Raw genomic sequence first — 24,498 nt, 5'->3', positions numbered from 1 at the left:
CGCCATGGCGATGAACATCCCGGCCTCCGGGGGAGACGAGGAACAGGCCATCGCGGCCATCAACACCACGCCGCTGGTCGACGTGATGCTGGTGCTGCTGATCATCTTTCTCATCACCATCCCGGTGGTCAATTACTCGGTGCCCGTCGCGGTGCCGAAGGAGCGCAACGAGGTGCGCGAGAGCAAGCCCGAGACCGTCGTGATCTCGGTGGACGCCGCCGGCCGCACCTACTGGTACGACACGCCGGTGCAGGGCACGCCCGCACTGGTGGCGCGGCTCACCAAGGTGGCGGCCCTGAACCCGCAGCCCGAGGTGCACATCCGCGGCGACTGGCATTCCGACTACGAGCCGGTGGGCCGGATCATCTACGCCTGCCAGGCGGCCGGGATCGCCAAGGTGGGCTTCATCACCGAGCCGCCCGCGCGCAACTGAGACGAGCAGACAGCGAGACAAGCAAGCCATGCCAAGAAAACAGAAGCAGGGGCGGCGCAGCAGCACGCCTTCCGACGAGCCGATGATGGACATCAACACCACGCCGCTCATCGACGTGATGCTGGTGCTGCTGATCATGCTGATCATCACCATTCCGATCCAGCTGCATTCGGTGAACCTGAACATGCCCACGGGCAACCCGCCGCCCAGCGAGCTCAAGCCCGAGGTGCTGCGCATCGACATCGACGCGCTCAGCGTCGTGCAGTGGAACGGCGAGCCGCTGGCCGACCGCGGCGAGATGGAACGGCGCTTCGAGCAGGTCGCCGCGCAGGCGGTGCAGCCCGAGGTGCACCTGCGGCCCGACCGCCGCGCCAAGTACGAAGTGGTGGCCGGCGTGATGGCCTCGGCGCAGCGCACGGGCGTGAGCAAGCTGGGCATCGTGGGCGCGGAGCAGTTCATCCCATGAAGCGCTCCCGCAAGGACTTCAACCCGAAATCACGCTTCGGGCCTGTGGGCATCGCGGTGATGGTGCTGTTCCACGTCGGCGTGGGCTATGCGCTCGTATCGGGGCTGGCGCGCCAGACGGTCGAGCTGATCAAGAAGCCGATGGACGCGACCATCATCAGCGAGATCAAGCCGCCGCCCCCACCGCCACCGCCGCCCCCGCCGCCGAAGAAGATCGTGCGCCAGGAAACGCCCAAGGCCCCGCCGCCGCCGCGCCCGGCCTACGTGCCGCCGCCGGCCGTGACACCGCCGGCCACGTCGGCGCCCGCGATCACCGCCGTGCAGAACACCGAGCCCGTGCCGCCGCCGCCGGCCGCACCGCCGGCGCCCCCCCCGCCGCCGGCCCCGCCGAAGGCGACCACCACCGACATCGCGGTGGCCTGCCCGCGGCAGGTCAAGCCCGAGATGCCGCGCAAGGCGATGGACGAAGGCATCGGCGGCGTGGTCAAGGCCGAGGTGCGCATCAAGGGCGGCCATGTGCAGGAGGTGCGTTTCCTGTCGGGGCCGCGCGTGTACCACTCGGCCGTGCGCGCCGCGGTGATGCGCTACGAATGCCAGACCACGGGCGACGCGGAGGTGCTGGCGACGCAGGAGTTCGTCTTCCGCATCGAGTAGGGGGAAGGAGCCGGTCTCTCTTCTTCAGACAGATCGGCCCATGGCGAGCGCGCGCATCACGGCGGCCGTGCGCGTCTCCACGCCCAGCTTCACGTAGACATGCTCCAGGTGCTTGTGCACGGTGCGGGGGCTGATCGTCAGCAGGGCGGCGATCTCGGCATCGGTCTTGCCCTGCGAGAGCCAGTGCATGACATCGCCCTCGCGCGGCGTGAGGCCGGCGGGCTGTGCATCGGGCAACGGCGCCGGCGTGCGGCAGGCCAACCGGTACAGGAAGGCCACCGCCATCGCATGCTCCAGCCCCACGCGCCGGCAGTAGTCGGCCTGCTGGGCGGCGCGGCGCAACTCGCGCCGGCCCGGCGCCTTGGCGATGCGGCGGGTGGTGCGCGTGGGATGCGCGTCGGCGCTGCGATGCCGCACGGGCACATGGCCGGACTCCAGTTTGTCCAGCAGGCGAAGTGCGCTCGCCCAATCGTTGCGCGACAGGTGCGTCATGGCATGCCCTTTCACGGTGCATACGCATTGCTGCGTATGGCGCCCGCACGCATCGAGAGACAGGATGCTCGCAGGCCCTTTGCCTCGAATTCAGTATAGGCAGGCAGCGGGCGCGCCAGTCGCTTGTCGACGAAGGGGATACACATGGCCATCGACGAAACACGGCTTAACGCGTTCATGGGTAACTTCGTCCACGACATCGGGGCCGTGATGCACGCGGCCACCATCGTCGTCGGCGACCAGCTCGGCCTGTACAAGGCGCTGGCCGAAGGCCCCGCCACGGCGGAGCAGCTGGCCCGCCGCACCGAGACCGACCCGCGCTACCTGCGCGAATGGCTCTCGGCCCAGGCCGCCAGCGGCTACGTCGAGTACGACCCGAAAGGCGAGCTGTTCTCGCTGACCGAGGAACAGGCTTTCGCGCTGGCCGAGGAAGGCAGCCCGGCCTTCGTGCCCGGCGCGTTCCAGATCGCCGTGGCGCAGTTCAAGATCATTCCCAAGATGGTCCAGGCCATGCGCACGGGCCTGGGCATCGGCTGGCACGAGCACGACGTGGCCCTGTTCCATGGCACCGAGCGCTTCTTCCGGCCCGGCTACGCGGCCAACCTGGTGAGCCAGTGGATTCCGGCGCTCGAAGGCATCGAGCCCTTGCTGAAAAGCGGCGCGCGCGTGGCGGACGTGGGCTGCGGGCACGGTGCCTCGACGCTGCTGATGGCGCAGGCCTATCCCCAATCCAGCTTCGTCGGCTTCGACTACCACGCGCCGTCGATCGAACGCGCCCGCGAAACCGCGCGCAAGGCCGGCGTCGACGATGAAAAGCGCCTGCGCTTCGAGGTCGCGAGCGCTAAGGATTTCCCCGGCGAAGACTACGACCTGGTCGCCGTCTTCGACTGCCTGCACGACATGGGCGACCCCGTCGGCGCGGCGGCGCACGTGCGGCGCACCCTCAAGCCGCAGGGCACGTGGATGATCGTCGAGCCTTTTGCCAACGACCGGCTGGAGGACAACATCAACCCGGTGGGGCGCGTGTTCTATTCGGCCTCCAGCTTCATCTGCACGCCGGCCTCGCGTTCGCAGGAAGTGGGCCTGTGCCTGGGGGCGCAGGCCGGTGAAGCGCGCCTGCGCGACGTCGTCTCGCAGGGCGGCTTCTCGCACTTCCGCCGCGCCAGCGAAACGCCCTTCAACCTGATCTTCGAAGCACGTCCGTAAGGACAAAGGAGGCGCCATGTCCCGCCAATACATCGACTGCCGCGAGTACCCAAGCACGATGAACTGCAGTGTCGCGCTCTGCGCCGATTCCGAAGGCGAACTGCTCGATGCCGCCGTCCAGCACGCCGTGGCCGTGCACGGCCACACCGACACGCCCGAACTGCGCAAGCAGCTGGCGAGCATGTTCAAGGCCGGCACGCCGCCGGTGGAGCTCGCAAAGACGCCTGCCTGACTGACGGTCCTGCGCGGCCCCGGCCGCCGCAACGAACCTTGATGCAGATCAAACGCTTGCATCGGCCCGGCATTTAGCCTGCCCCGATGCAAGCTTCCGCCGCGCTCGCGCCGTTTCCGTCCGTTCCATCGTCCGCCGGGAGTGACGCCCGCGCCGACGCCTGGCAGCTGCTCGACGATCCCGCCGAGTGGGCCGCGTTCGGCCGCCCGCTGGAGGCCGGCACGGGCCGCTGGGAATCGCAGGTGGCGGTCGAAGGCATGCACTGCGCGGGCTGCGCCTTCACCGTCGAGGCCGCGCTGGCGCAGGTGCCCGGCGTGACCGAGGTGCAGGTGAATGCCGCGAGCCGGCGCGCGCGCGTCGTGTGGTCGGCCACGGCCACGCGGCCTTCGCGCTGGTTCGAGGCCAGCGCGCGCGCGGGCTACCCCTTGCTGCCCGCTGGCAGCCGCAGCGCGCGCGAGACGCGCACGCGCGAACTGCGCATGGCGCTGTGGCGCTGGCTGGTCGCGGGCTTTTGCATGATGCAGGTGATGATGTACGCCTACCCGGCCTACGTCGCACGCCCCGGCGACATGACGGCCGATGCGGCGCAGCTGCTGCGCTGGGCCTCGTGGGTGCTCAGCCTGCCCGTGGTGCTGTTCTCGTGCGGGCCCTTCTTTCGCAGCGCCTGGCGCGACCTGCGCATCGGCCGTGTCGGCATGGACCTGCCCGTGACCTTCGGCGTGGTCATCACCTTCCTGGTCAGCACGGCCGCCACCTTCGACCCCACGGGGCCGCTGGGGCACGAGGTCTACTTCGACTCGCTGACGATGTTCGTCTTCTTCCTGCTCACCGGCCGCTGGCTCGAGGCGCGGCTGCGCGACCGCACGGCCGGCGCGCTCGAGGCGCTGATGCACCGGCTGCCCGACAGCGTGGAGCGCCTCGGGGCCGACGGCGAATGGACGCGCGTGGCGGTGCGCCGGCTCGGCGCGGGCGATGTGGTGCGCGTGCGCCCCGGAGAGGCCTTTCCGGCCGACGGCACGGTGATCGACGGCGACACCACCGCCGACGAGGCGCTGCTCACCGGCGAGTCGCGCCCCGTGCCGCGCCCCTGCGGCGACCGCGTGCTCGCGGGCAGCCACAACCTCTCGGCCGTGGTGCAGGTGCGCATCGCCTCGGTGGGCGAGGGCACGCGCTTCGCGCAGATCGTGCAGCTGATGGAAAACGCCGCGCTCGACAAGCCGCGCCTGGCCCGGCTGGCCGACCGCGTGGCGCGGCCCTTTCTCATCGCGGTGCTGGCCTGCGCGTTCGGCGCGGGCGCGCTGTGGTGGACGGTCGATCCCGGCAAGGCGTTGATGGTCGCGGTGGCGGTGCTGATCGTCACCTGCCCGTGCGCGTTGTCGCTGGCCACGCCGGCCGCGATGCTCGCGAGCGCGGGCGCCTTGGCGCGCGGCGGCGTGCTCACGTCGAACCTGCAGGCGCTCGAAGCGCTGGCCGGCGTCGACACCGTGGTGTTCGACAAGACCGGCACGCTCACGGGCGACACGCCGCGCCTGGAGCGCGTGTACTGCCGCCAGGGCCTGCGCCCCGGCGATGCGCTGGAGATCGGTGCGGCGCTCGCGGCGCTGTCGCTGCACCCGGCTGCGCGCGCGCTCGTGAACGCCTGGCAGGCGCAGTTCCGCGCGCCGCCGGCCTGGTCGGCGACGCAGCTGCGCGAGACGGTGGGGCAGGGCGTGGCGGCCTCGCTGCACCGGCGCGATGCGGTGGACGACCACGGCGCGCGCCCCGTGCGCCTGGGCTCGGCGGCCTTCTGCGAGGTGCCGCCGCTGCAGGTCGATGCGGCGCAGATCCACCTGAGCGACGACGAGGGCTGGCTCGCCAGCTTCGTGCTCGCCGAGGAGCTGCGCCCCGACGCCATGCAGGCCGTGACGGCGCTGCAGGCGCAGGGCTTGTCGGTGCGCCTGCTCTCGGGCGACCGCGAGAACGCAGCGCGCGCCATCGGCGCGCAGGCCGGCATCGCGGCAGTGCAGGGCGACTGCGCGCCGGAAGACAAGCTCGAGGTGCTGTGGCAATTGCAGGCGGCCGGGCGCGAGGTGGCGATGGTCGGCGACGGCCTGAACGACGGCCCCAGCCTGGCGCGCGCCAACGCCTCGTTCGCCTTCGGCCACGCCGTGCCGCTGTCGCGCGCACGTTCGGACTTCGTGGTGCTGGGCGACGCACTGCAGGCCATTCCCGCCGCGGTGGCGCAGGCGCGCCGCACGCTGCGCGTGGTGCGCCAGAACCTGTTCTGGGCCGCAGCCTACAACGCCGTGTGCGTGCCGCTGGCGGTGGCCGGCTGGCTGCCGCCCTGGCTCGCCGGGCTGGGCATGGCCGCGAGTTCGCTGCTGGTGGTGCTCAACGCGGCGCGGCTCGCTGCGCCCGGCAAGACGGCGGTGGCCTGAGATGGACGTGCTGTTCCTGCTCGTGCCGCTGTCGGTGGTGCTCGTTCTGGCGATCCTCGGGGGCCTTTGGTGGGCCATCGAGCGCGGCCAGTTCGAGGACATCGAGGTCGAAGGCGACCGCATCCTGAACAACGACTGACACAGCGATTGATGGCTTGATCTGCATCAAGCCTGCCCGGGCGACGCGGGCAGACACTGCCCGCAAACCACATCTACGGGCACCACGATGCAGCAGACCACGCACCCTCCCGCGGCCATCTACGACGACACCGTCGTGCGGCAGTTCGCACTCATGTCGGTGGTCTGGGGGGTGGTCGGCATGCTGGTCGGCGTGATCATCGCCTCGCAGCTGACCTGGCCCGAACTCAACCTCGGCATTCCCTGGCTCAGCTACGGCCGCCTGCGTCCGCTGCACACCAACGCGGTGATCTTCGCCTTCGGCGGCTGCGCGCTCATGGCCACGAGCTTCCACGTCGTGCAGCGCACCTGCCAGGTGCGGCTGTTCGCGCCGGCGCTGGCCTCGTTCGTGTTCTGGGGCTGGCAGCTGGTGATCGTCGCCGCCGCCATCAGCCTGCCGCTGGGCTACACCAGCGGCAAGGAATACGCCGAGCTCGAATGGCCCATCGACATCCTGATCGCGGTGGTCTGGGTGGCCTACGCCATCGTGTTCTTCGGCACCATCGGGCTGCGCAAGGTGCGCCACATCTACGTGGCCAACTGGTTCTACGGCGCCTTCATCATCGCGGTGGCGCTGCTGCACATCGTCAACAGCGCGGCCATTCCGGCCGGCTGGATGAAGAGCTACTCGGCCTACGCCGGCGTGCAGGACGCGATGGTGCAGTGGTGGTATGGCCACAACGCCGTGGGCTTCTTCCTCACGGCCGGCTTCCTGGGAATGATGTACTACTACATCCCCAAGCAGGCGGGGCGTCCGGTGTACTCGTACCGGCTGTCGATCGTGCACTTCTGGGCGCTGATCTTCACCTACATGTGGGCCGGCCCGCACCACCTGCACTACACCGCGCTGCCCGACTGGACCCAGTCGCTGGGCATGGTGTTCTCTCTGATCCTGCTGGCGCCCAGCTGGGGCGGCATGATCAACGGCGTGATGACGCTCTCGGGCGCTTGGCACAAGCTGCGCACCGACCCGATCCTGCGCTTTCTGATCGTCGCGCTGTCGTTCTACGGCATGTCGACCTTCGAGGGCCCGCTGATGTCCATCAAGACCGTCAACGCCCTGAGCCACTACACCGACTGGACCGTGGGCCACGTGCACTCCGGCGCGCTGGGCTGGGTGGGCTTCATCACCATGGGGTCGCTGTACTACCTGATCCCGCGCATGTACGGCCGCCTCGCCATGTACAGCGTGCGCGCCATCGACGTGCACTTCTGGATGGCCACCATCGGCATCGTGCTGTACATCGCCGCGATGTGGATCGCCGGCGTGATGCAGGGCCTCATGTGGCGCGAGATCAATGCCGACGGCACGCTGACCTACACCTTCGTCGAAAGCGTGAAGGCCACCTTCCCCTACTACCTGGTGCGCGTGATCGGCGGCGTGCTCTACCTGGGCGGCATGCTGGTCATGGCCTGGAACGTCTGGATGACCGTGATCACCGGGCGCTCGGTGCGCGCCGAGATCCCGGCCGTTGCCGCCGCCCACGCCTGAAGCTCCCGAGGACGCACGATGAACGCACCTGACAACCAGAACTCCGCGCCCGCCGCCACCGGCTTCACGCACGAGAAGGTCGAGACCAACAACCTGCTGATGATCGTGCTGATCCTGCTGGTGGTGGCCATCGGCGGCCTCGTGGAGATCGTGCCGCTGTTCTTCCAGAAGTCGACCACCGAGGCGGTGGAGGGCGTGAAGCCGCTCACGCCGCTGCAGCTGGCCGGCCGCGACGTGTACCTGCGCGAGGGTTGCTACAACTGCCACTCGCAGATGATCCGCCCCTTCCGCTCGGAGACGCTGCGCTACGGCCACTACTCGGTGGCCGGCGAGTTCGTGTACGACCACCCCTTCCAGTGGGGCAGCAAGCGCACCGGCCCCGACCTGCACCGCGTGGGCGGCAAGTACAGCGACGAGTGGCACCGCATCCACCTGAACAACCCGCGCGACCTCGTGCCCGAGTCGAACATGCCGGCCTACCCGTGGCTGGAGAAGGGGTTGGTCGACGCCGGCAGCATCGCCACCCGCATGCGCGCGCTGCGCACGGTGGGCGTGCCCTACACCGACGAAGAGATTGCCAAGGCCGCCGACGAGGTTGCCGGCAAGACCGACATGGACGCCACCGTGGCCTACCTGCAGTCGCTGGGCCTGGCGCTCAAGTAAGAAGAAAGAACAGGCAACGCCCCATGACCGACATCACCACCCTGCGCATCGCCGCCACCATCGCCTGCTTCGTCGTCTTCATCGGCATCGTGGCCTGGGCCTGTTCGCGCCGCAACACGCAGCGCTTCGCCGAAGCGGCCCGGTTGCCGTTCGAGCAGGACTGAAGGGAGCCCCACGATGAGCGATTTCATCAACAACTTCTGGTCCAGCTACGTGGCCGTGGCCTCGCTGCTGAGCATCCTGGGCTGCGTGCTGCTCTTGTGGCTCACGGCGCGCAAGCGCGTGCCCTCCGACGCCGACAACACCACTGGCCATGTGTGGGACGAAGACCTGCGCGAAGCCAACAACCCGCTGCCGCTGTGGTGGGTGGGCCTGTTCGTGCTGACCATCGTCTTCTCGCTCGGCTACCTGGCCGTGTTCCCGGGCCTGGGCAGCTTCCGCGGCACGAACGACTGGAGCTCGCGCACCGAGTACCAGCAGGACATGGTCAAAGCCACGCAGGCACTGGAACCGGTGTACGCGCGCTACGCGCCCATGCCCCTGGAGGAGGTCGCGCGCGACCCGCAGGCCCGCGCCATCGGCGAGCGCCTGTTCATGAACAACTGCGCGCAGTGCCACGGCTCCGACGCGCGCGGCAGCAAGGGCTTTCCCAACCTCACCGATGCCGACTGGCTGCACGGCGGCACGCCCGACAAGATCGTCGAGTCGATCACCAAGGGCCGCATCGGCACCATGCCGCCGGCCGCCGCGATGGTCGGCACGCCCGACGACGTGAAGAACGTCGCCAACTATGTGCTGAGCCTGTCGGGCGAGCCGCACGACTCGCTGCGCGCGGGCCTGGGCAAGCCCAAGTTCGCCGCCTGCGCTGCCTGCCACGGCATCGGTGGCGTGGGCAACCCGGCGCTGGGCGCCCCGCGCCTGAACGACCGCATCTGGCTGCACGGCTACGGCGAGGCCGCCATCGTGCAGATCATCAACGAGGGCAAGCACAGCGCCATGCCCGCGCAGGAAGGGCGCCTGACCGAGGCCCAGATCAAGCTGCTGGCCTCCTACGTGTGGGGCATGTCCAACCCTGCGACCGGGACGCCATGACGCGAAAGACGGTCATCCCGATCGTCAGCGCGCCGCCTGCCGCCGCGCCGGAGGTCGGCCTGTACGAGGCGACGAAGAAGATCTACCCGCGCAGCGTGCAGGGCCTGTTCGCGCGCTGGCGCTGGGCCATGGTCTTTCTCACGCAGCTGGTGTTCTACGGCATGCCCTGGGTGGAGTGGGGCGAGCGGCAGATGGTGCTGTTCGACCTGGCCGCGCGGCGCTTCTACATCTTCGGTCTGGTGCTGTACCCGCAGGACCTGATCTACCTGTCGGGCCTGCTGGTGATCAGCGCGCTCTCCCTCTTTCTCTTCACGGCCGTGGCCGGGCGCCTGTGGTGCGGTTATGCCTGCCCGCAGACCGTCTACACCGAGATGTTCCTGTGGGTGGAACAGCGCATCGAAGGCAACCGCAGCGCGCGCATCCGCCTCGACGCCGGTGCGTTCTCGCTCGAGAAGCTGTTGAAGAAGGCCTTCAAGCACCTCGTCTGGATCGGCATCGCGCTGTGGACCGGCTTCACCTTTGTGGGCTACTTCACGCCCATCCGAGAGCTGGGCATGGCCTTTCTGCAGACGCAGATGGGCTCGTGGGAGGTGTTCTGGGTGTTCTTCTACGGCTTTGCCACGTACGGCAACGCCGGTTTCATGCGCGAGCAGGTGTGCAAGTACATGTGCCCCTACGCGCGCTTCCAGAGCGCGATGTTCGACCGCGACACGCTCATCGTCAGCTACGACCCACGGCGCGGCGAGCCGCGCGCGCCGCGCCGCAAGAACGTCGACCCGCGCAGTGCCGCCTTGGGCGACTGCATCGACTGCAGCCTGTGCGTGCAGGTGTGCCCCACCGGCATCGACATCCGCCAGGGCCTGCAGTACGAGTGCATCGGCTGCGGCCTGTGCGTGGACGCCTGCGACAGCGTGATGGACAAGATGGGCTACGCGCCGCGCCTCATCCGCTACGACACGCAGAACGGCATGGAAGCCGGCTGGTCGCGCCGCCAGCTGTGGCGCCGCGTGCTGCGCCCGCGCGTGCTGGTCTACACCGCGTTGCTCGCGCTGCTGGTGGCGGGCCTGCTCGCCAGCCTGGTCGCGCGCACGCCGCTGAAGGTCGACGTGGTGCGCGACCGCGCCTCGCTGGCGCGCATCGTCGAGGGCGGGCGGCTGGAGAACGTCTACCGGCTGCAGATCATGAATGCGACCGAGCGCACGCAGCACTACCGCATCGCCGCGCGCGGCATCGACGGGTTGAGCGTGGCCTCGCCCGACGAGGCCATCGAGGTCGAGCCCGCGCAGGCGCGCTGGGTGGCGGTGCGGCTGCAGGTGCCCTATGGCGCCGCGCCGGCCGGTTCGCACACCGTGCACTTCGACATCCGGCAGGCGGATGGCGCGGCGCAGGTTTCCGAAAAAGCGGTCTTCCTGGTGCCGCGCTGAAAGGTCTTCCCATGAACGATGCCCTGCCGATGAACGTGCCCGCGACCTCTGGCCCCTGGTGGCGCTACCCGCTGGTCTGGCTGGTGATCGCGGGGCCTGCGGCCGTGGTGCTGGCGAGCATCGCGACCGTGTGGCTGGCGCTGCGCACCCCCGAGGTGCTGGTGTCGGAGGACTACTACCGCGAAGGCATCGAGATCAACCGCACGCTGGCCGACAAGAAGCGCATGCCGGCGCAGGCCGGGCGCAACCATGCGGCGACGCCCGAGGACGATGTGCCGGTGCCCCGGAGGGGCGCGCAGTGAGTGCCATGCGCCGCATCGCCGGCATCCTGTGGCCGTCGTTCCTCGTGGCCTGCGGCATGGAAGTGCTGGTGTTCGCCATGATCGACCCGATCCATTCGTACTGCGGCGCCGATGCGCTGCGCATGTCGCGCCAGGGCATCTACACCGTGTCCTTCTTCGTGTTCTGGCTGATGGCGGCGGCCTCGAGCGCGTGCACCACGCTGCTGGCGCTGCCGTCCGAGAAAGAGACTGCGTCATGAGCCTGCCCCTGGCCTGCGTTCCCGAGACCCCGTCCGTGTTGCCCGTCGAGCTGCTGCGCCGCTTCGACGTGCCCGGCCCGCGCTACACCTCGTACCCCACGGCCGACCGCTTCGTCGAGACCTTCGGCGCTGGCGACTACGCGCAGGCGCTGCACCTGCGGCGCGATGCGGATGCGGCCGGCGAGCCGTTGTCGCTGTACGTGCACATCCCGTTCTGCGAATCGCTGTGCTACTACTGCGCCTGCAACAAAGTCGTGACGAAGCACCGCGAGCGCGGACGCGAGTACCTCGACTACCTCGCGCGCGAAGTGGCGCTGCAGGTCGCGCAGCTCGGACCCGGTGCGGCCGTCGGCCAGCTGCACCTGGGCGGCGGCACGCCGACCTTCCTGGACGACGAAGAACTGGGCGAACTGGTGGCCCTGCTGCGCCGCGCGTTCGCCTTCGTGCCGGGCGGCGAGCAGTCGATCGAGATCGATCCGCGCACCGTCGATGCGAAGCGCCTCGCGGCGCTGGCCGCACTCGGCTTCAACCGCCTGAGCTTCGGCGTGCAGGACTTCGATCCCGCCGTGCAGCAGGCCGTGCACCGCATCCAGCCGGCGGCGCAGGTCTTCGCACTCATGGACGCGGCGCGCGCGCTGGGTTTCAAATCGATCAACGTCGATTTGATCTACGGCCTGCCGCGTCAGAACGATGCCTCGTTCGAGCGCACGCTCGCGCAGATCCGCGAACTGCGGCCCGACCGCATCGCGCTGTATGCCTACGCCCACCTGCCGGAGCGCTTCAAGCCGCAGCGACGCATCGCGGCCGACGAACTGCCCGACGCGCCCACGCGCGTGCGCATGCTCGGGCGCGCGATCGCCGCGCTCACCGAAGCCGGCTATGTCTACATCGGCATGGACCACTTCGCGCTGCCCGACGATCCGCTGGCCGTGGCCAAGCGCGAAGGCCGGCTGCACCGCGACTTCCAGGGCTACAGCACGCAGCCCGACGGCGACCTCGTGGCGCTCGGCGTGTCGGCCATCGGCCGCGTCGGTGCGACCTACAGCCAGAACGCGAAGACGCTGGAAGACTATTACGCGCTGCTCGACCAGGGGCGCCTGCCCGTGGTCAAGGGGCTCGCGCTGTCGGACGACGATGTGCTGCGTCGCGAGGTCATCATGGCGCTGATGTGCCGGGGCCGCGTGGACTTCGACGCCGTCGAGGCCGCGCACGGCATCGCCTTCGCGGACTATTTCGCCCCCGAGCGCGCCGCGCTGGTGCCGATGGCTGAGCAGGGGCTGGTGCGCCTGTCGCCGCGCGCCATCGAGGTCACGGAGGCCGGCTGGTTCCTCGTGCGTGCGGTGGCGATGGTGTTCGACCGCTACTGCGCTGCGACGCGCACGCGCTTTTCGCGCGTGGTTTAGGAAGGCCATGAGTTCCCCCGCACTCGCCGGCGCCGCATTGCTGATGGGGCTTGCGGGCGGGCCGCACTGCGTGGCGATGTGCGGCGCGGTGTCGGCCGCGGTGATCCGCATCGTGCCGGTGGGCAGGCCCGCGCAGGCCGTGCATCCCGTCGCACCGGTCGCCTTCCACCTCGGCCGCATGGCGAGCTACGCCGCCGCCGGCGCCATCGCCGCCGCGAGCCTGCACGGCCTGGGCGCAGCGAGCGCGCAGGTCGCGGCCTGGCGTCCGCTGTGGGTGATGCTGCATGTGTTCGTGCTCGCCTGGGGCGTGGTGCTCGCCGTCGCAGGCCGCCAACCGCTGTGGGCGCAACGCGCCGGGCGCGCGCTCGAAGTGCGGCTGCGGCCGAGGGCCGGCGGCTCGCTGCTGGGCGTGCTCGCCACGGGCACGCTGTGGGTCGCGATGCCCTGCGGCCTGCTCTATTCGGCACTCATGCTGGCCGCGCTGGGCAACGGGCCGCTCCAAGGTGCATCGACGATGGCGCTGTTCGCGCTCGGCAGCAGCGTGTCGCTGCTCGCCGCGCCGTGGCTGTGGCAGCGCTTGCGCGGGTGGGGCGACAGCGGCACGCGCCAGGCCTGGGGCGCGCGGCTGGCGGGGGTGTTGCTGGCAGCGGTGGCGTTGCAGGCGCTGTGGATGGACCTGAGCCACCGCATCGCCGACTGGTGCGGCTGAGGCGCTGCCGCGCTAACTCGTCAGGCGATGCTCTCGATCAGCAACGCCTGCAGCACGAACCTCCGGTTGTCCGCCGCCGCCGTGCGTTCGCCGAGCAGGCTTGCGAGCGCGGCCGTGGGGTGGCTGTCGGCTGCGGCGCCGTCGTGCACCGGAATGCCCGCGTGCTGGCCGATCTGGCGCACCAGCGCGGCATCGATGCCCTCGCAGGCCACGGCGTCGTAGAGCCGGCCGAGCATGCGCGCCGTGTGCTGCAGCTCCTGCACCGGCGTGTCGGTCGACAGGCTGGAGCGCATGGTCGCGACCTGTGCGCCCAGTTCCTCGGCGGCCTGGCGCAGCAGGGCGAGCGCGGCGCTGTCGCCGGTCTCGCTGAGCAGGCCGAGGTTCTTGCCGCGCAGCAGCCGCGGCGGCGCGGTGCCGTCGAGCGCGGCGCGCTGGAGCAGCCGGGCGCGGCCGAGCAGGCTGGCCTCTCTCTGGGGCGACAGCGCGGCGGTGGAAGGGTGCATGGCAAGGTTCGACATGTGTCTCGCGGAGGCTAGCCACCCAGGCCGCGCCGGCCTTGACGCACATCAAGGAGCGCCCCGCTGTTACACGCCGGACACAGAGCATTCACCCGACGTTACGCACCGATGCGGGCCGTTGTCACTGCGGGGCCTCGCGCTTCCTAGCATCGAGACATCGCCTGATCGCAGGCAACGCTACACAAGACAGAACGCCGAGGAATCCCCATGCTCACGAGTGCCCGCCCCAACCCCATCCTGCCGCTTCGGCCCCTTCCGACGGTGCAGAAGGAAGACGCGGGCCGCCGCACGGCCGAGCGCCTGCGCCTGCTGGCCGAGCAGCTGCAACCGCAGCGCCGCATGGTGCACACGGGCGACGTGATCTACCAGGCCGGCGAACGCTTCGGCAACCTCTACATCCTGAACTCGGGCTTCTTCAAGATCGTGAATCTCTCGGCCGATGGGCGCGAGCAGGTGGTGGGCCTGAAGTTCCGCGGCGACTGGCTGGGCTTCGACGGCATCGCGGGCCAGCGCTACGTGTGCGACGCCGTGGCCATGGACACCGGCGAGGTCTGGGTCGTGCCCTACGAATCGCTGCTGGCGGCGTGCACCACACACCCCGCGCTGCTGCAGATGCTGCACGCCGCGATGAGCCGCGAGATCGCGCACGACCGCGATTCGCTGATGTCGGTGTGCACCTTGCCGGCCGACGCGCGCGTGGCCGACTTCCTGCGCTACTGGGCCGAGTCGCTGGCCGACCGCGGCATGCGCACCGACGAGATCACGCTGCGCATGACGCGCGCCGAGATCGGCAACTACCTGGGCATGACGCTCGAAAGCGTGAGCCGTGCGCTCTCGCGGCTGGCGCGCGACAAGGTCATCGGCTTTGCCACCAAGGGGCGGCGCGAGGTGCAGATTCCCGACGTGAGCGCGCTCTCGGCCTTCGTGCAGCGCTGCCTGGCGCCGGCGCCCGCGATGCTTCAGTAGGAAGAGACTTCGTTCACTCGCGCGCAGCCAACAGCGCCCGCGCCATCGCGCGCGCCAGCTCGCTGCGCGAATACGGCTTGCGCAGCAGCTCCCAGCCCGGCGGCGCTTCGCGGTCGGCGTCGAGCAGCTCGGCCGAGAACCCCGACATCAGCAGCACCGCCAGCCGGGGTTGGCGTTGCACCGCCTCGGCGGCCAGCCGCGTGCCGCGCATGCCGGGGCCGAGCGCGATGTCGCTCAGCAGCAGGTCGAAGGGCGTGGCCTCTGCCGCCATGGCGGGCAACGCTTGTTCGGCATTGGCGGCGGTCGCGACCTCGCAGCCCAGCGTGGTCAGGAAGGTGTGGACCACCTGGCGCACCTCGGCGTCGTCTTCGACCAGCATCACGCGCAGGCCCGGGGCCAGCGTGGCTTCGGCTTCAACTTCTATCGGGTCTTCATCGGCAGGTGTTGCAGCGCTCGCCACCTCGGCCTCGACCTGCGGCAGGTAGAGCGTGACGGTGGTGCCGGCGTTGAGCTTGCTGTCGATGGCGATGGCGCCGCGCGACTGCTTCACGAAGCCGTACACCGTGCTCAGGCCCAGGCCGGTGCCGCGCCCGGCCTCCTTGGTGGTGAAGAAGGGCTCGAAGAGGTGCTCCATGACCGCGTCGGTCATGCCGGTGCCGCTGTCGGCGATGGAGAGCGCCACGAAGCGGCGGCCGGCGTCGGCGTCGCTCAGTTCCTGGCGCACGGTGGCGGGCAGGGCGTCGCAGGCTTCGGCGCGAAAGTGCAGGCGCCCGCCCTCGGGCATGGCGTCGCGCGCGTTGATGGCGATGTTCAGCAGCGCCGATTCGAGCTGGCCCGTGTCGGCACGCACGGCGGGGCAGGGGTCGTCGGCGTCGATCTCGATCTGGATGCGCTGGTCGAGCGTGCGGCGCAGCATGTCGGTGAGCGAGTGCAGCATCTGCCGCACGTCGACCGCGTCGGGCTGCAGCATCTGGCGCCGCGAGAAGGCCAGCAGCTTGCCCGTGAGTTCGGCGCCGCGCCGGCTGGCGCGCGCGGCGGCGGCCACCAGCTGCTGCGCGTAGCCGTCGGCCGCGAGCTGCGGCAGCTCCTCGAGCACCTGCAGGTTGCCCTGGATGATGGTGAGCAGGTTGTTGAAGTCGTGCGCGATGCCGCCGGTGAGCTGGCCCACGCTCTCCAGGCGCTGTGCATGGTTCAGCGCTTCTTCGGTCTGCACGCGCTGCAGGCTGGTGGCCAGCAGGCTGGCCACCGATTCGAGAAAACGGATCTCTTCGTCGCCGAAGCGCCGCGCGGCGGTGGCGCGCACCGACAGCATGCCGGTCACGCGGCCCCGGTCGGACAGCGGCACGGCCAGCGCGCTGACCAGCCCGGCCTCGAGGTAGGCGGGCGGCACGGTGAAGCGGCGCTCCTCGCGATAGTCCGTGACCACGACCGGGCAGCCTTGCGAGAGCACGTAGCCGGGTTGCGTGTCGGGCCGGTTGGCGATGCGCAGGCCCACGCTCTCGTCGGCGACCAGGCCCACGCCGCTGGCCAGGCGGAACTCGCGCTGGCTGCCGTCGAGCAGCCACACCATGGCGACCTCGACCTGCAGTGCGGTCGCGACGATGTCGGGCACCTGCGCCAGCACCACCTGCAGGTCGCGCGTGTCGACCGCCAGGCGGCCCAGCTGCGCCAGGTGTTCGCTGTAGCGCGCGCGCTGCAGCGCCTGCTTCACGCGCGGGTAGGCGCCGATGTCGCGGATCGCGGCCACCACGAAGGGCAGGCCCTGGTTCTGCAGCGGGCTCAGCGCGATTTCGACCATCACCTCGCTGCCGTCCTTGCGCTTGGCGACCAGCTCCATGTCGGTGCCCATCGGGCGCGGGCGCGGCGCGCGGCCGTAGGCTTCGCGAAACGCCGCGTGGCGCGGGCGGATGCTGTCGGGCACCAGCGCTTCCACGCTCAGGCCCACGAGCTCGTCGGCCGCATAGCCGAGCATGGCGGCGGCCGAAGGGTTGGCCAGCACGATGCGGCCCGACTGGTCGACCACCAGCAGCGAATCGGGATACGCGGCGAACAGCGAGCGGAACACGCTGCCTTCCTCGACGCCCGAGGGCAGGCCGGGAATCGAGGGGGCGTTGCCGTCAGCCATGGGTGACCGGCGGCACCAGGATGTAGCCCGCGCCGCGCACCGACTTGATGAGCTGCGGATCGTCGGCGTTGGCCTCGATCTTCTTGCGCAGCCGGCCGACCTGCACGTCGATCGTGCGGTCGAAGGGCGCGGCTTCGCGCCCGCGCGTCTGCTCGAGCAGGAAGTCGCGCGAGAGCACGCGGCCCGGGTGCCGCGCGAAGGCGCACAGCAGGTCGAACTCGCCGGTGGTCAGCGCCACGGCCTCGCCCTGCGCGTTGCTGAGGCTGCGCGCGGCGGTGTCCAGGCGCCAGCCGGCGAAGCGCAGGCGCTCGGGCGGCGTGGGCGCGGCGGCGGCTGCCGACGCGTCGGGCGTCAGGCGCCGCAGCACGGCCTTGACGCGCGCCGCCAGCTCGCGCAGGTCGAAGGGCTTGGTCACGTAGTCGTCGGCGCCCACTTCGAGGCCCACCACCTTGTCCACCGGGTCGCCGCGGCCGGTGACGATCACGAGGCCGCAGCGCCAGTTCTCGCGCACGTGGCGGGCGATGGAAAAACCGTCTTCTCCGGGCAGGCCGAGGTCCAGCAGCACGAGGTCGGCCGGGTCGGCGGCCATGAGCGAGCGCAGCGCCGCGCCGTCGTGGATCTGGGTGACGCGATAGCCGTGGCCCTGGAGGTAGTTGGCCAGCAGCAGCGTGATGTCGACCTCGTCGTCGAGCACCGCGATGTGGGGGGCAGAAGTCATGCGGGGGCTGGGAGAAAAAACGCCGGCGCCACGGGGAAGGGCGCAGGGAGCCGGGAAGCGTAGCACGCAAGGCGCGGCTGCGGCAGCCGCAGCACCCGCCGTTGATCTGGCGCAAGGCGCGCGGGCGGGGCGCTTCCGAGAATCGCGCCCGTTGTCCACAGGGTCCAGAAGGTACGAACGAATGGCATCTTTTCTTTTCTCGGGCGCGCTCGATCTCCCGTGGTGGGGCGTGCTGCTGGCCGCACTGGCGCTGACGCACGTCACCATCGCCTCGGTCACCATCTTCCTGCACCGCCACCAGGCGCACCGCGCGCTCGACCTGCACCCCATCGCCAGCCACTTCTTCCGCTTCTGGCTCTGGATGACCACGGGCATGGTCACGAAGCAGTGGGCCGCGGTGCACCGCAAGCACCACGCCAAGTGCGACACGCGCGACGACCCGCACAGCCCGCAGGTGGTGGGCCTGAAGCGCGTGCTGTGGGGCGGCGTGCTGCTGTACGTGGCCGAGGCGCGCAACCCCGAGACGCTCAGCCGCTACGGCCACGGCACGCCCGACGACTGGCTGGAGCGGCGGCTGTACACGCGCTACCAGACGCTGGGCATCACCTGCATGGGCCTGATCGACATGGCGCTGTTCGGCGTGCTGCCGGGCGCGCTGGTGCTGCTCGTGCAGATCGCGTGGATTCCGTTCTGGGCCGCCGGCGTGGTCAACGGCATCGGCCACTTCTGGGGCTACCGCAACTGGCCCGCGTCGGACGCGAGCACGAACATCTTTCCCATCGGCCTTTTGATCGGCGGCGAGGAGCTGCACAACAACCACCACGCGTTCCCGACCTCGGCCAAGCTCTCGAACAAGTGGTTCGAGTTCGACATCGGCTGGGTCTACATCCGCGCGCTGCAGGCGCTGGGGCTGGCGAAGGTGAAGCACCTGGCGCCGAAGCCGCGCCTCACCACGCCGCGCGCCACCGTCGACCTGCTCACGGTGCAGGCGGTGATCCGGCACCACTACGACGTGCTGTCGAACTACTCGCGCTCGCTGAAGCAGGCCTGCACCGAGGAGCTGGCGCGGGTGCATGCGCTCGCGCCGAACAAGGCCCGTGCCTTGCGCGCCGCGCGGCCCTGGCTCGGCAAGGAAGAGAAGGCGCTCGATGCCACGCGCCATGCGCAGCTCACGCAAGCGCTGGTGGCCTCGCAAGCATTGGAGACCATGTACGCGATGCGGCGCGAACTGACGGCGCTGTGGAGCCGCTCGGGCGCCACGGGCGAACAGCTCGTGAAGCGGCTGCAGGACTGGTGCGAGCGCGCCGAAGCCAGCGGCATCGCGCCGCTGGCGGCCTTTGCGGTGCGACTGCGTTCCTACGCCTGAGGACGGCCTTCGCCGGTGCCGTCAGGCCGGCCCGACCTGCACCGCCACATCGAGCGGCACGGCCCGGCGCAGCGCACTGCCCACCGGGGAGTGGGCCTCGGCCCAGTGCACCAGGTCGCGCAGGTCCTGCTCCGGCACGCCGTCCGCGGCGATCCGCACCGCGACGTGCATGCGGCTGGGGCCGGCGGGCACGGAGGCCGGCTCGCCGAGCAGGCCGCGGCTGTCCGACTGGCTGCCGACGACCACTTCGAGGGTCGTCAATGCGATGCCGAGCTGCGCCGCCCGCATGGCGATCACGGTTGTTTCGCAACTCGCCAGGGCGGCGCGCATGAACCAGCCGGGGGATGGCGCTTCAGCGTGGCCTCCGATGGCCTTGGGCATGTCGGTCGCGATGGATTCCCCCGTGGGCCCGGTCACGCGAAAGTGCAGGCCCGACACCAGCGTGGCCGTGGCCGGCTTGTCCTGGGTCAGGGCGTCCTGGGGATGCGTCGCGAAGTGGCTCGCGAGGGTGTCCATGGACTGCCGGATGTGCTGGGGTGAGCTCATGGCGCTGCTCCTTGAAACGGGGAACGGGCGGGCGGCTCTTGCGCGAAAGAAGCCGCGAGCGGAGCAGGCCATTCTGGGCGCGGTGCCGGGCCCCGTCAAACCGGCGGCGGGCGGCCGGCCTACTGGTTCGCGACCAGCCCGTCCGGCAGGCTGAAGCGCTCGGACTCCACCTTCGCCGCGGCTTCGGGCGCGCGGATCAGCAGCACCGGCACGGGCGCCACCCGCAGGATGTGCTCCGCGCTGCTGCCCATGGCCCAGCGGCTCAGGCCGCGCCGCCCGTGCGTGCCGAGCACGATCAGGTCGGCCTTCGAATCGACGGCTTCGGTCACCACCTGGTCGTGGACCGCGCCGGCCTTGAAGCCATCGCGCAGCACGACTTCGGCCTCGACGCCCGCTTCCTGCGCCTGGGCGCGGGCCTTCTCGAGCAGCGTCACGGCGTTGGCGCGCAGCGCCCCGAGCCAGTCGCCCGAATGGCCGACGTAGACGTCCATGCCGAGCGCGAACGAGAGCTCGTCCAGGATGTGGACGATGCGCAGGCGGCCACCGGTGAGCTTTGCCAGGCGGATGGCTTCGGCCAGGCCTTCGGCGGAGGTGGAACTGCCGTCGACGGGAACCAGGATGCGTTGGTACATGGTGTGGAACCTCCAGGGTGCGTTGATGAGAAAGAGGAGATGCCATGCCAGTCTGTGCCTGGCTGCGTGCACGGGCCTTGATCTGGAACAAGCCTGGGCCGCCTCGGGCTTGCGACCCTTGGGGCCTTCGAAAGAAGGAGACCCTCATGACACATGCCGCCGTCCGGATCATTCGCCAGGAGCACGCCGCGCTGGCGGCCATGCTGCGTTCCATCGTGATGCTGCTCGACCAGCACCGCCGCAAGGGCACGATGCCCGACTTCGCGACGCTGCGCGCCATGCTGTTCTACGTGGACGAGTTTCCCGAGAAGCGCCACCACCCGAAAGAGACCGAGCTGCTCTTTCCCCGGCTGCGCGCCTGCACGCCGATCTCGCGCGACCTGATGGACAAGCTCGACAACGACCACGCCTGGGGCGAGCGCAAGATCCGCCACGTCGAGCATGCGCTGCTCGCCTTCGAGATGCTCGGCGAGCCGCGCCGCCTGGCCTTCGAGCAGGCGATGAACGAGTACGTGAGCTTCTACCTGGAGCACATGGCGCACGAGGAACGCGAGATCCTGCCGCTGGCCGAGCGCGTGCTCGGCGCCGACGACTGGCGCGAGCTCGACGCGGCCTTCGGCGAGAACCGCGACCTGTTCTCCAACCACCCCGCGCCCGACGAGGTGTATGCGTCGCTCTTCACGCGCATCGTCAACGTGGTGCCCGCACCGATCGGGCTGGGGCCGGCGCTGTAACGACGGCCTGTGTCCGGATCGCTTAGGCTCGGCCTGAACTCATTCAGGACCAACGAGACGGCGAGATGGACATCGATCAGATCAGGGGAAGGCTGGACTTCCTTCGCGAGGCCGAGCGCCTCAAGAGCGTGCTGCGCAGCGCGCACACGGCCTCGGGCCGCACCGAGAGCACGGCCGAGCACAGCTGGCGCCTGTGCCTCATGGCCATGGCCTTCGAGGACGAGCTGGCCGACCTGGACCTGCTCAAGGTGCTGAAGATGTGCGTGGTGCACGACCTGGGCGAGGCGATCCATGGTGACATCCCCGCCATCGAACAGGGCGCGCATCCCGACAAGAGCGCGCAGGAGCGCGAAGACCTGCAGGTGCTCACGCGCACGCTCGACGCGCCGCTGCGCGCCGGCATCCTGGCGCTGTGGGACGAGTACGAGAAAGCCGAGACGCCCGAAGCGCAGGCGGTGAAGGCGCTCGACAAGCTCGAGACCCTGCTGCAGCACAACCAGGGCGCGAACCCGCCGGACTTCGACTACGAATTCAATCTCGGCTACGGCCAGAAGCACACCGGCAGCCGGCCGCTGTTTCGCGCCATGCGGGCTTTGGTGGATGTCGAAACGCAGAAGAAGGTGGAGGCCGCGCGGCGGGCGCAGGCGGGGCCGGTGGTGCGCCCCGAGCAAGCGGGCGACGAAGCCGCGATCCGGCAACTGACGGTGGCGGCCTTTGCCGGCGCGGCGCATGCCGACGGGACCGAGCACCTCATCGTCGACGCCCTGCGCGCGGCCGGCCAGCTCACGCTGTCGCTCGTGGCCGAAGACGGCGGCGAGATCGTCGGCCATGTGGCGCTGTCGCCCGTGGCGATATCCGACGGCACGACCGGCTGGCATGGCCTGGGGCCGATCTCGGTGGCGCCCGCGCGCCAGGGGCAGGGCATCGGCCGGCTGCTCATGGAGGCCGCGCTGGCGGGCCTGCGCGCGGCCGGCGCGCAAGGCTGCGTGCTGCTGGGCGACCCGGCTTTCTATGGTCGCTTCGGCTTCGTCGTGCGGCCCGGGCTGGTGTTGCCGGGCGTGCCGCCGGAATACTTTCAGGCCGTGTCGTTCCACGGCGCGTGGCCGGTCGGCGAGGTGCGGTACCACGCGGCGTTCGGCGTCGGTGCCTGACGCGCGGATCGGGGGCGCAAGGCGTTCATAATCGCCCCCGTCATGCCTGCCCGCCACCTGCCTTCGGACACTGCCCATGCGCCGCGCGTGAAGCGCGCGCAGACCTCGGTGTCCGCGCGTTCCGCGACCCCCGAACCACCCCGCCGCCGCATCCATGACGGTGGTGCGTCCCGCAGCCTTGCGGGCTTCACCGCGATGGAGAGCAGCGCACCGGCCCGCGCGCCGTCTGCGGCGCGACCGCGCAACTGGCGCACGACCCTGCTGGGTGTGGCGCTCGGGCTGGTGATCGCGATGTTGTTGCTCATGAAGTGGCTGCTCGACTACCAGGTCGATGCCGCGCAGGCGCGCCACGCGCAGGAAGCCCAGGCGCGCACGCAGGCCGCGCGCTGCTTCGGCCGCGATGCCGGGCCGTCGTGCCCGCCGGCCGGCCGCACGGTCGTCGAGACCGTCGAGTCCGCCGCGACGAGATAACCCCGCGCACCGCGTGCGCGGTGCCTCGTTCGTTCAGTTCAGCGCAGCACCAGCACCGGAATGTGCGAGTGCGTCAGCACGTGCAGCGTCTCGCTGCCCAGCAGCAGCCGGGCCAGGCTGCGGCGCCCGTGCGAGGCCATCACGATCAGGTCGCAGTCCTGGTTCTTGGCGGCGTGGATGATGGCTTCGGCCACCTGGTTCGACTTCATGACCACCGCGTCGGCGCGGCGCACGCCCTTGGCCAGGGCGGTGTCGCGCACCGCATCGGCCACGCGCTGGGCCGCCTGCTCGACGTGTTTCTGGTTGGCCTCGAAATCCGTCTGGTTCAGCAGCATCGAGCCTTCGAAGTAGCCATAGGGCTGGATGTGTGCGACGTTGACGCTCACCAGCTCGGCGCCGGTCAGCAACGCGAGGTCGATGGCCGCGGCCACCGCCTTGTCCGACAGCGAAGAGCCGTCGGTTGCGACGAGAACACGCTTGTACATGGCAGGCTCCTTGGCCCCCGGCACCGCGGGTGCCCTCACTGTCCAGTCTAGGTCGCGGGGCCCGGTCTTTCAAGGCGCGGCGCAGCGGCCGCGCCGATCGCCGTCAGCTGCTCGTGCTGTGGCGCCGGCCCAGTGCGAACACCGAGTTCGGCGCGTCGACCACGAAGGGCTTGCGCACCGGCGAGCCGACCACGGCCGTGGTGCGGCGGGCGGCCGCGCTGGTGGCGGGCTGCACGCCCTTGGCCTTCTGTTCGTCGACCAGGCTCTGCAGCGAGATCGAGCGCAGGAACTCGACGGCGCGCAGGTTCACGGAGGCCCACAGGTCGTCGATCTCGCAGCGGCCGGGTTCGTCGGCCGAGCCGGCGGCGCGCGGGCGGATCTTGCTGGCACCCAGGTCCTCGATGGTGAGCACGATGTCGGCCACCGTGATCTCCGCGGCCTTGCGGCTGAGCGAGTAGCCGCCGCCGGGGCCGCGGGTGGATTCGACCAGCCCGTTGCGGCGCAGCTTGGCGAACAGCAGTTCCAGGTACGACAGCGAGACCTGCTGGCGCAGGCTGATCGAGGCCAGCGTGACGGGGCCCGATCGGCCGTGCAGGGCGATGTCGATCATCGCGGTGACCGCGAAGCGGCCCTTGGTGGTGAGGCGCATGGTGTTTCCTTCCTTGCTTGTCGTTCTGTGTGCGCTTACTCGTCGCGGCCGCCGGCGATGCCCAGCAGGGCCAGCAGCGACTGGAACACGTTGTAGAGGCTCAGGTACACGCCCAGCGTGGCCGAGATGTAGTTGGTTTCCAGGCCGTCCTTCACGCGCTTCAGGTCATGCAGGATGAAGGCCGAGAAGATGCCGATGGCAGCGACCGACAGCGTCATCATCAGCGCGCTCGACTGGATGAAGACGTTGGCGATGCCCACCACGAGCAGGCCGATGGCGCCCACGAAGAGCCACTTGCCCATGGCCGAGATGTCGCGCTTGATGACCGTCGAGAGCATGGCCATGCCCAGGAAGATGCCGCCGGTGCCGGCGAAGGCGGTCATGACCAGGCTGGCGCCGTTGGACAGGCCGAGCACGCTGCCGACCAGGCGCGACAGCATCAGACCCATGAAGAAGGTGAAGGCCAGCAGCACGGGCACGCCGGCGGCGGAGTTCTTGGTCTTCTCGATGGCGTACATGAAGCCGAAGGCGCCGCCGAGGAACACCATGATGCCGATGCCCGGCGACATGGCGCGCGTGAGGCCGGTGGCCACGCCGAGCCAGGCGCCCAGCACGGTGGGCACCATCGACAGCGCGAGCAGCCAGTAGGTGTTGCGCAGAACGCGGTTGCGTTCCTGGACCGAGGCCAACGGTGCGCCGAAGCTGGAGGGGTAGGCCGATTGGCTGGAGTTCATCGA

Annotated in this window: 30 protein-coding genes and 1 pseudogene; 22 read left to right on the top strand and 9 right to left on the bottom strand. The window is 70.1% G+C overall.

Annotated features, from left to right (window positions below):
- Nucleotides 1-4: 4 nt before the first annotated feature.
- Genes FFI97_RS18920 through FFI97_RS18910 form a run of 3 tightly spaced genes read left to right on the top strand, consistent with a single transcriptional unit; the run spans nt 5 to nt 1,552 of the window.
- Entirely contained in the window at nt 5-433 is a 429-nt protein-coding gene (locus FFI97_RS18920; protein WP_139702541.1) for an ExbD/TolR family protein, read from the top strand.
- 28 nt (nt 434-461) lie between these two features.
- Nucleotides 462-899 carry an ExbD/TolR family protein gene (locus FFI97_RS18915; protein WP_139702542.1) on the top strand — a complete coding sequence of 146 codons (438 nt, stop codon included), beginning with the start codon at nt 462-464 and terminating at the stop codon, nt 897-899.
- Nucleotides 896-1,552 (top strand): energy transducer TonB, encoded by a 657-nt coding sequence (locus FFI97_RS18910; RefSeq protein WP_139702543.1) that lies wholly within the window; start codon nt 896-898, stop codon nt 1,550-1,552. Before FFI97_RS18915 ends, FFI97_RS18910 begins: the two co-directional genes overlap by 4 nt.
- A 24-nt stretch (nt 1,553-1,576) precedes the next feature.
- On the opposite strand, the gene FFI97_RS34330 is transcribed toward FFI97_RS18910, so the two are convergent.
- On the bottom strand, nt 1,577-2,044 hold the full coding sequence (locus FFI97_RS34330) for a helix-turn-helix transcriptional regulator (protein ID WP_062482955.1): 468 nt from the start codon (nt 2,042-2,044) through the stop codon (nt 1,577-1,579).
- Nucleotides 2,045-2,188: 144 nt separating this feature from the next.
- Here FFI97_RS34330 and FFI97_RS18900 point away from each other — a divergent pair, with 144 nt between their 5' ends.
- The 13 genes from FFI97_RS18900 to FFI97_RS18840 all read left to right on the top strand — a co-directional run bounded on the left by FFI97_RS18900 (nt 2,189) and on the right by FFI97_RS18840 (nt 13,400).
- A complete protein-coding gene (locus FFI97_RS18900; protein ID WP_062482952.1) occupies nt 2,189-3,250 on the top strand; it encodes a class I SAM-dependent methyltransferase in 1,062 nt (353 codons plus the stop codon).
- 16 nt (nt 3,251-3,266) lie between these two features.
- On the top strand, nt 3,267-3,482 hold the full coding sequence (locus tag FFI97_RS18895) for a DUF1059 domain-containing protein (RefSeq protein ID WP_070062088.1): 216 nt from the start codon (nt 3,267-3,269) through the stop codon (nt 3,480-3,482).
- 86 nt (nt 3,483-3,568) lie between these two features.
- Nucleotides 3,569-5,899 (top strand): heavy metal translocating P-type ATPase, encoded by a 2,331-nt coding sequence (locus FFI97_RS18890; protein WP_139702544.1) that lies wholly within the window; start codon nt 3,569-3,571, stop codon nt 5,897-5,899.
- Nucleotide 5,900: 1 nt separating this feature from the next.
- Nucleotides 5,901-6,038 (top strand): cbb3-type cytochrome oxidase assembly protein CcoS, encoded by a 138-nt coding sequence (ccoS, locus tag FFI97_RS18885; protein WP_062481719.1) that lies wholly within the window; start codon nt 5,901-5,903, stop codon nt 6,036-6,038.
- Between the two features lie 87 nt (nt 6,039-6,125).
- Entirely contained in the window at nt 6,126-7,568 is a 1,443-nt protein-coding gene (gene ccoN, locus FFI97_RS18880; protein WP_139702545.1) for a cytochrome-c oxidase, cbb3-type subunit I, read from the top strand.
- An 18-nt stretch (nt 7,569-7,586) separates the two neighbouring features.
- Complete coding sequence (ccoO, locus tag FFI97_RS18875; RefSeq protein WP_062481700.1) at nt 7,587-8,231, top strand: cytochrome-c oxidase, cbb3-type subunit II; 645 nt, start codon at nt 7,587-7,589, stop codon at nt 8,229-8,231.
- A gap of 23 nt (nt 8,232-8,254) precedes the next feature.
- Complete coding sequence (locus FFI97_RS18870; protein ID WP_062481697.1) at nt 8,255-8,395, top strand: cbb3-type cytochrome oxidase subunit 3; 141 nt, start codon at nt 8,255-8,257, stop codon at nt 8,393-8,395.
- Between the two features lie 13 nt (nt 8,396-8,408).
- Entirely contained in the window at nt 8,409-9,323 is a 915-nt protein-coding gene (gene ccoP, locus FFI97_RS18865) for a cytochrome-c oxidase, cbb3-type subunit III (protein WP_139702546.1), read from the top strand.
- On the top strand, nt 9,320-10,747 hold the full coding sequence (gene ccoG, locus FFI97_RS18860; RefSeq protein WP_139702547.1) for a cytochrome c oxidase accessory protein CcoG: 1,428 nt from the start codon (nt 9,320-9,322) through the stop codon (nt 10,745-10,747). Before ccoP ends, ccoG begins: the two co-directional genes overlap by 4 nt.
- Before the next feature lie 11 nt (nt 10,748-10,758).
- Nucleotides 10,759-11,049, top strand: coding sequence for a FixH family protein (locus FFI97_RS18855; protein WP_139702548.1), 291 nt, complete (start codon nt 10,759-10,761; stop codon nt 11,047-11,049).
- A 5-nt stretch (nt 11,050-11,054) separates the two neighbouring features.
- A complete protein-coding gene (locus tag FFI97_RS18850) occupies nt 11,055-11,288 on the top strand; it encodes a hypothetical protein (RefSeq protein ID WP_223301390.1) in 234 nt (77 codons plus the stop codon).
- Nucleotides 11,285-12,691 (top strand): oxygen-independent coproporphyrinogen III oxidase, encoded by a 1,407-nt coding sequence (gene hemN, locus FFI97_RS18845; RefSeq protein ID WP_139702549.1) that lies wholly within the window; start codon nt 11,285-11,287, stop codon nt 12,689-12,691. The genes FFI97_RS18850 and hemN overlap by 4 nt, the downstream gene beginning before the upstream one ends.
- Nucleotides 12,692-12,698: 7 nt before the next feature.
- On the top strand, nt 12,699-13,400 hold the full coding sequence (locus tag FFI97_RS18840) for a sulfite exporter TauE/SafE family protein (protein WP_139702550.1): 702 nt from the start codon (nt 12,699-12,701) through the stop codon (nt 13,398-13,400).
- A 20-nt stretch (nt 13,401-13,420) separates the two neighbouring features.
- Here the strand turns inward: FFI97_RS18840 and FFI97_RS18835 are convergent, their stop codons facing one another.
- The gene (locus tag FFI97_RS18835; protein WP_260685051.1) at nt 13,421-13,903 is read right to left on the bottom strand and encodes an ornithine carbamoyltransferase; all 483 of its coding nucleotides are present in this window, start codon (nt 13,901-13,903) and stop codon (nt 13,421-13,423) included.
- A gap of 222 nt (nt 13,904-14,125) precedes the next feature.
- Here FFI97_RS18835 and FFI97_RS18830 point away from each other — a divergent pair, with 222 nt between their 5' ends.
- Complete coding sequence (locus FFI97_RS18830; protein ID WP_260685050.1) at nt 14,126-14,884, top strand: Crp/Fnr family transcriptional regulator; 759 nt, start codon at nt 14,126-14,128, stop codon at nt 14,882-14,884.
- 13 nt (nt 14,885-14,897) lie between these two features.
- On the opposite strand, the gene FFI97_RS18825 is transcribed toward FFI97_RS18830, so the two are convergent.
- Together FFI97_RS18825 and FFI97_RS18820 are read right to left on the bottom strand one after the other, a co-directional pair.
- Complete coding sequence (locus FFI97_RS18825; protein WP_139702552.1) at nt 14,898-17,009, bottom strand: PAS domain S-box protein; 2,112 nt, start codon at nt 17,007-17,009, stop codon at nt 14,898-14,900.
- On the bottom strand, nt 17,002-17,727 hold the full coding sequence (locus FFI97_RS18820) for a winged helix-turn-helix domain-containing protein (RefSeq protein ID WP_139702553.1): 726 nt from the start codon (nt 17,725-17,727) through the stop codon (nt 17,002-17,004). The genes FFI97_RS18825 and FFI97_RS18820 overlap by 8 nt, the downstream gene beginning before the upstream one ends.
- 181 nt (nt 17,728-17,908) lie before the next feature.
- Here FFI97_RS18820 and FFI97_RS18815 point away from each other — a divergent pair, with 181 nt between their 5' ends.
- Nucleotides 17,909-19,093: a fatty acid desaturase gene (locus FFI97_RS18815; protein ID WP_139702554.1), complete on the top strand. Its 1,185-nt coding sequence runs from the start codon at nt 17,909-17,911 to the stop codon at nt 19,091-19,093.
- A gap of 21 nt (nt 19,094-19,114) precedes the next feature.
- Here FFI97_RS18815 and FFI97_RS18810 read toward each other — a convergent pair whose 3' ends face one another.
- A complete protein-coding gene (locus tag FFI97_RS18810) occupies nt 19,115-19,639 on the bottom strand; it encodes an OsmC family protein (RefSeq protein WP_185993659.1) in 525 nt (174 codons plus the stop codon).
- 119 nt (nt 19,640-19,758) lie between these two features.
- On the bottom strand, nt 19,759-20,271 hold the full coding sequence (locus FFI97_RS18805; RefSeq protein ID WP_095746583.1) for a universal stress protein: 513 nt from the start codon (nt 20,269-20,271) through the stop codon (nt 19,759-19,761).
- Between the two features lie 146 nt (nt 20,272-20,417).
- On the opposite strand from FFI97_RS18805, the gene FFI97_RS18800 reads away from it, so the two are divergent.
- The 4 genes and pseudogenes from FFI97_RS18800 (at nt 20,418) to FFI97_RS18790 (ending at nt 22,627) form a co-directional block, all read left to right on the top strand.
- A complete protein-coding gene (locus tag FFI97_RS18800; protein ID WP_139702556.1) occupies nt 20,418-21,005 on the top strand; it encodes a hemerythrin domain-containing protein in 588 nt (195 codons plus the stop codon).
- Nucleotides 21,006-21,070: 65 nt separating this feature from the next.
- Nucleotides 21,071-21,637 (top strand): annotated as a pseudogene (locus FFI97_RS33995) (HD domain-containing protein); the annotation flags it as partial.
- 21 nt (nt 21,638-21,658) lie between these two features.
- A complete protein-coding gene (locus FFI97_RS33785) occupies nt 21,659-22,156 on the top strand; it encodes a GNAT family N-acetyltransferase (RefSeq protein ID WP_260685147.1) in 498 nt (165 codons plus the stop codon).
- A 42-nt stretch (nt 22,157-22,198) separates the two neighbouring features.
- The gene (locus FFI97_RS18790) at nt 22,199-22,627 is read left to right on the top strand and encodes a hypothetical protein (RefSeq protein WP_062479965.1); all 429 of its coding nucleotides are present in this window, start codon (nt 22,199-22,201) and stop codon (nt 22,625-22,627) included.
- A 38-nt stretch (nt 22,628-22,665) separates the two neighbouring features.
- On the opposite strand, the gene FFI97_RS18785 is transcribed toward FFI97_RS18790, so the two are convergent.
- The 3 genes from FFI97_RS18785 to FFI97_RS18775 form a co-directional block, all read right to left on the bottom strand.
- On the bottom strand, nt 22,666-23,112 hold the full coding sequence (locus tag FFI97_RS18785; protein ID WP_062479963.1) for a universal stress protein: 447 nt from the start codon (nt 23,110-23,112) through the stop codon (nt 22,666-22,668).
- A gap of 103 nt (nt 23,113-23,215) precedes the next feature.
- Nucleotides 23,216-23,761, bottom strand: a complete 546-nt coding sequence (locus tag FFI97_RS18780; RefSeq protein WP_062479961.1) for an Rrf2 family transcriptional regulator — start codon at nt 23,759-23,761, stop codon at nt 23,216-23,218.
- A 35-nt stretch (nt 23,762-23,796) separates the two neighbouring features.
- Nucleotides 23,797-24,495, bottom strand: a complete 699-nt coding sequence (locus tag FFI97_RS18775) for a Bax inhibitor-1/YccA family protein (protein ID WP_062479959.1) — start codon at nt 24,493-24,495, stop codon at nt 23,797-23,799.
- Nucleotides 24,496-24,498 lie beyond the last annotated feature (3 nt).

The organism is Variovorax sp. KBS0712 (genome assembly GCF_006323185.2).
Lineage (GTDB): Bacteria > Pseudomonadota > Gammaproteobacteria > Burkholderiales > Burkholderiaceae_C > Variovorax > Variovorax boronicumulans.
The sequence above is the reverse complement of the archived record's forward strand: the minus strand, read 5'-3'. Positions and strand labels throughout refer to the sequence as shown.

Coding starts and splice junctions, on each gene's coding strand:
- FFI97_RS18920 (WP_139702541.1), top strand. CDS start 5: ATGGCGATGAACATCCCGGCCTCCGGGGGAGACGAGGAACAGGCCATC.
- FFI97_RS18915 (WP_139702542.1), top strand. CDS start 462: ATGCCAAGAAAACAGAAGCAGGGGCGGCGCAGCAGCACGCCTTCCGAC.
- FFI97_RS18910 (WP_139702543.1), top strand. CDS start 896: ATGAAGCGCTCCCGCAAGGACTTCAACCCGAAATCACGCTTCGGGCCT.
- FFI97_RS34330 (WP_062482955.1), bottom strand. CDS start 2,044: ATGACGCACCTGTCGCGCAACGATTGGGCGAGCGCACTTCGCCTGCTG.
- FFI97_RS18900 (WP_062482952.1), top strand. CDS start 2,189: ATGGCCATCGACGAAACACGGCTTAACGCGTTCATGGGTAACTTCGTC.
- FFI97_RS18895 (WP_070062088.1), top strand. CDS start 3,267: ATGTCCCGCCAATACATCGACTGCCGCGAGTACCCAAGCACGATGAAC.
- FFI97_RS18890 (WP_139702544.1), top strand. CDS start 3,569: ATGCAAGCTTCCGCCGCGCTCGCGCCGTTTCCGTCCGTTCCATCGTCC.
- ccoS (WP_062481719.1), top strand. CDS start 5,901: ATGGACGTGCTGTTCCTGCTCGTGCCGCTGTCGGTGGTGCTCGTTCTG.
- ccoN (WP_139702545.1), top strand. CDS start 6,126: ATGCAGCAGACCACGCACCCTCCCGCGGCCATCTACGACGACACCGTC.
- ccoO (WP_062481700.1), top strand. CDS start 7,587: ATGAACGCACCTGACAACCAGAACTCCGCGCCCGCCGCCACCGGCTTC.
- FFI97_RS18870 (WP_062481697.1), top strand. CDS start 8,255: ATGACCGACATCACCACCCTGCGCATCGCCGCCACCATCGCCTGCTTC.
- ccoP (WP_139702546.1), top strand. CDS start 8,409: ATGAGCGATTTCATCAACAACTTCTGGTCCAGCTACGTGGCCGTGGCC.
- ccoG (WP_139702547.1), top strand. CDS start 9,320: ATGACGCGAAAGACGGTCATCCCGATCGTCAGCGCGCCGCCTGCCGCC.
- FFI97_RS18855 (WP_139702548.1), top strand. CDS start 10,759: ATGAACGATGCCCTGCCGATGAACGTGCCCGCGACCTCTGGCCCCTGG.
- FFI97_RS18850 (WP_223301390.1), top strand. CDS start 11,055: ATGCGCCGCATCGCCGGCATCCTGTGGCCGTCGTTCCTCGTGGCCTGC.
- hemN (WP_139702549.1), top strand. CDS start 11,285: ATGAGCCTGCCCCTGGCCTGCGTTCCCGAGACCCCGTCCGTGTTGCCC.
- FFI97_RS18840 (WP_139702550.1), top strand. CDS start 12,699: ATGAGTTCCCCCGCACTCGCCGGCGCCGCATTGCTGATGGGGCTTGCG.
- FFI97_RS18835 (WP_260685051.1), bottom strand. CDS start 13,903: ATGCACCCTTCCACCGCCGCGCTGTCGCCCCAGAGAGAGGCCAGCCTG.
- FFI97_RS18830 (WP_260685050.1), top strand. CDS start 14,126: ATGCTCACGAGTGCCCGCCCCAACCCCATCCTGCCGCTTCGGCCCCTT.
- FFI97_RS18825 (WP_139702552.1), bottom strand. CDS start 17,009: ATGGCTGACGGCAACGCCCCCTCGATTCCCGGCCTGCCCTCGGGCGTC.
- FFI97_RS18820 (WP_139702553.1), bottom strand. CDS start 17,727: ATGACTTCTGCCCCCCACATCGCGGTGCTCGACGACGAGGTCGACATC.
- FFI97_RS18815 (WP_139702554.1), top strand. CDS start 17,909: ATGGCATCTTTTCTTTTCTCGGGCGCGCTCGATCTCCCGTGGTGGGGC.
- FFI97_RS18810 (WP_185993659.1), bottom strand. CDS start 19,639: ATGAGCTCACCCCAGCACATCCGGCAGTCCATGGACACCCTCGCGAGC.
- FFI97_RS18805 (WP_095746583.1), bottom strand. CDS start 20,271: ATGTACCAACGCATCCTGGTTCCCGTCGACGGCAGTTCCACCTCCGCC.
- FFI97_RS18800 (WP_139702556.1), top strand. CDS start 20,418: ATGACACATGCCGCCGTCCGGATCATTCGCCAGGAGCACGCCGCGCTG.
- FFI97_RS18790 (WP_062479965.1), top strand. CDS start 22,199: ATGCCTGCCCGCCACCTGCCTTCGGACACTGCCCATGCGCCGCGCGTG.
- FFI97_RS18785 (WP_062479963.1), bottom strand. CDS start 23,112: ATGTACAAGCGTGTTCTCGTCGCAACCGACGGCTCTTCGCTGTCGGAC.
- FFI97_RS18780 (WP_062479961.1), bottom strand. CDS start 23,761: ATGCGCCTCACCACCAAGGGCCGCTTCGCGGTCACCGCGATGATCGAC.
- FFI97_RS18775 (WP_062479959.1), bottom strand. CDS start 24,495: ATGAACTCCAGCCAATCGGCCTACCCCTCCAGCTTCGGCGCACCGTTG.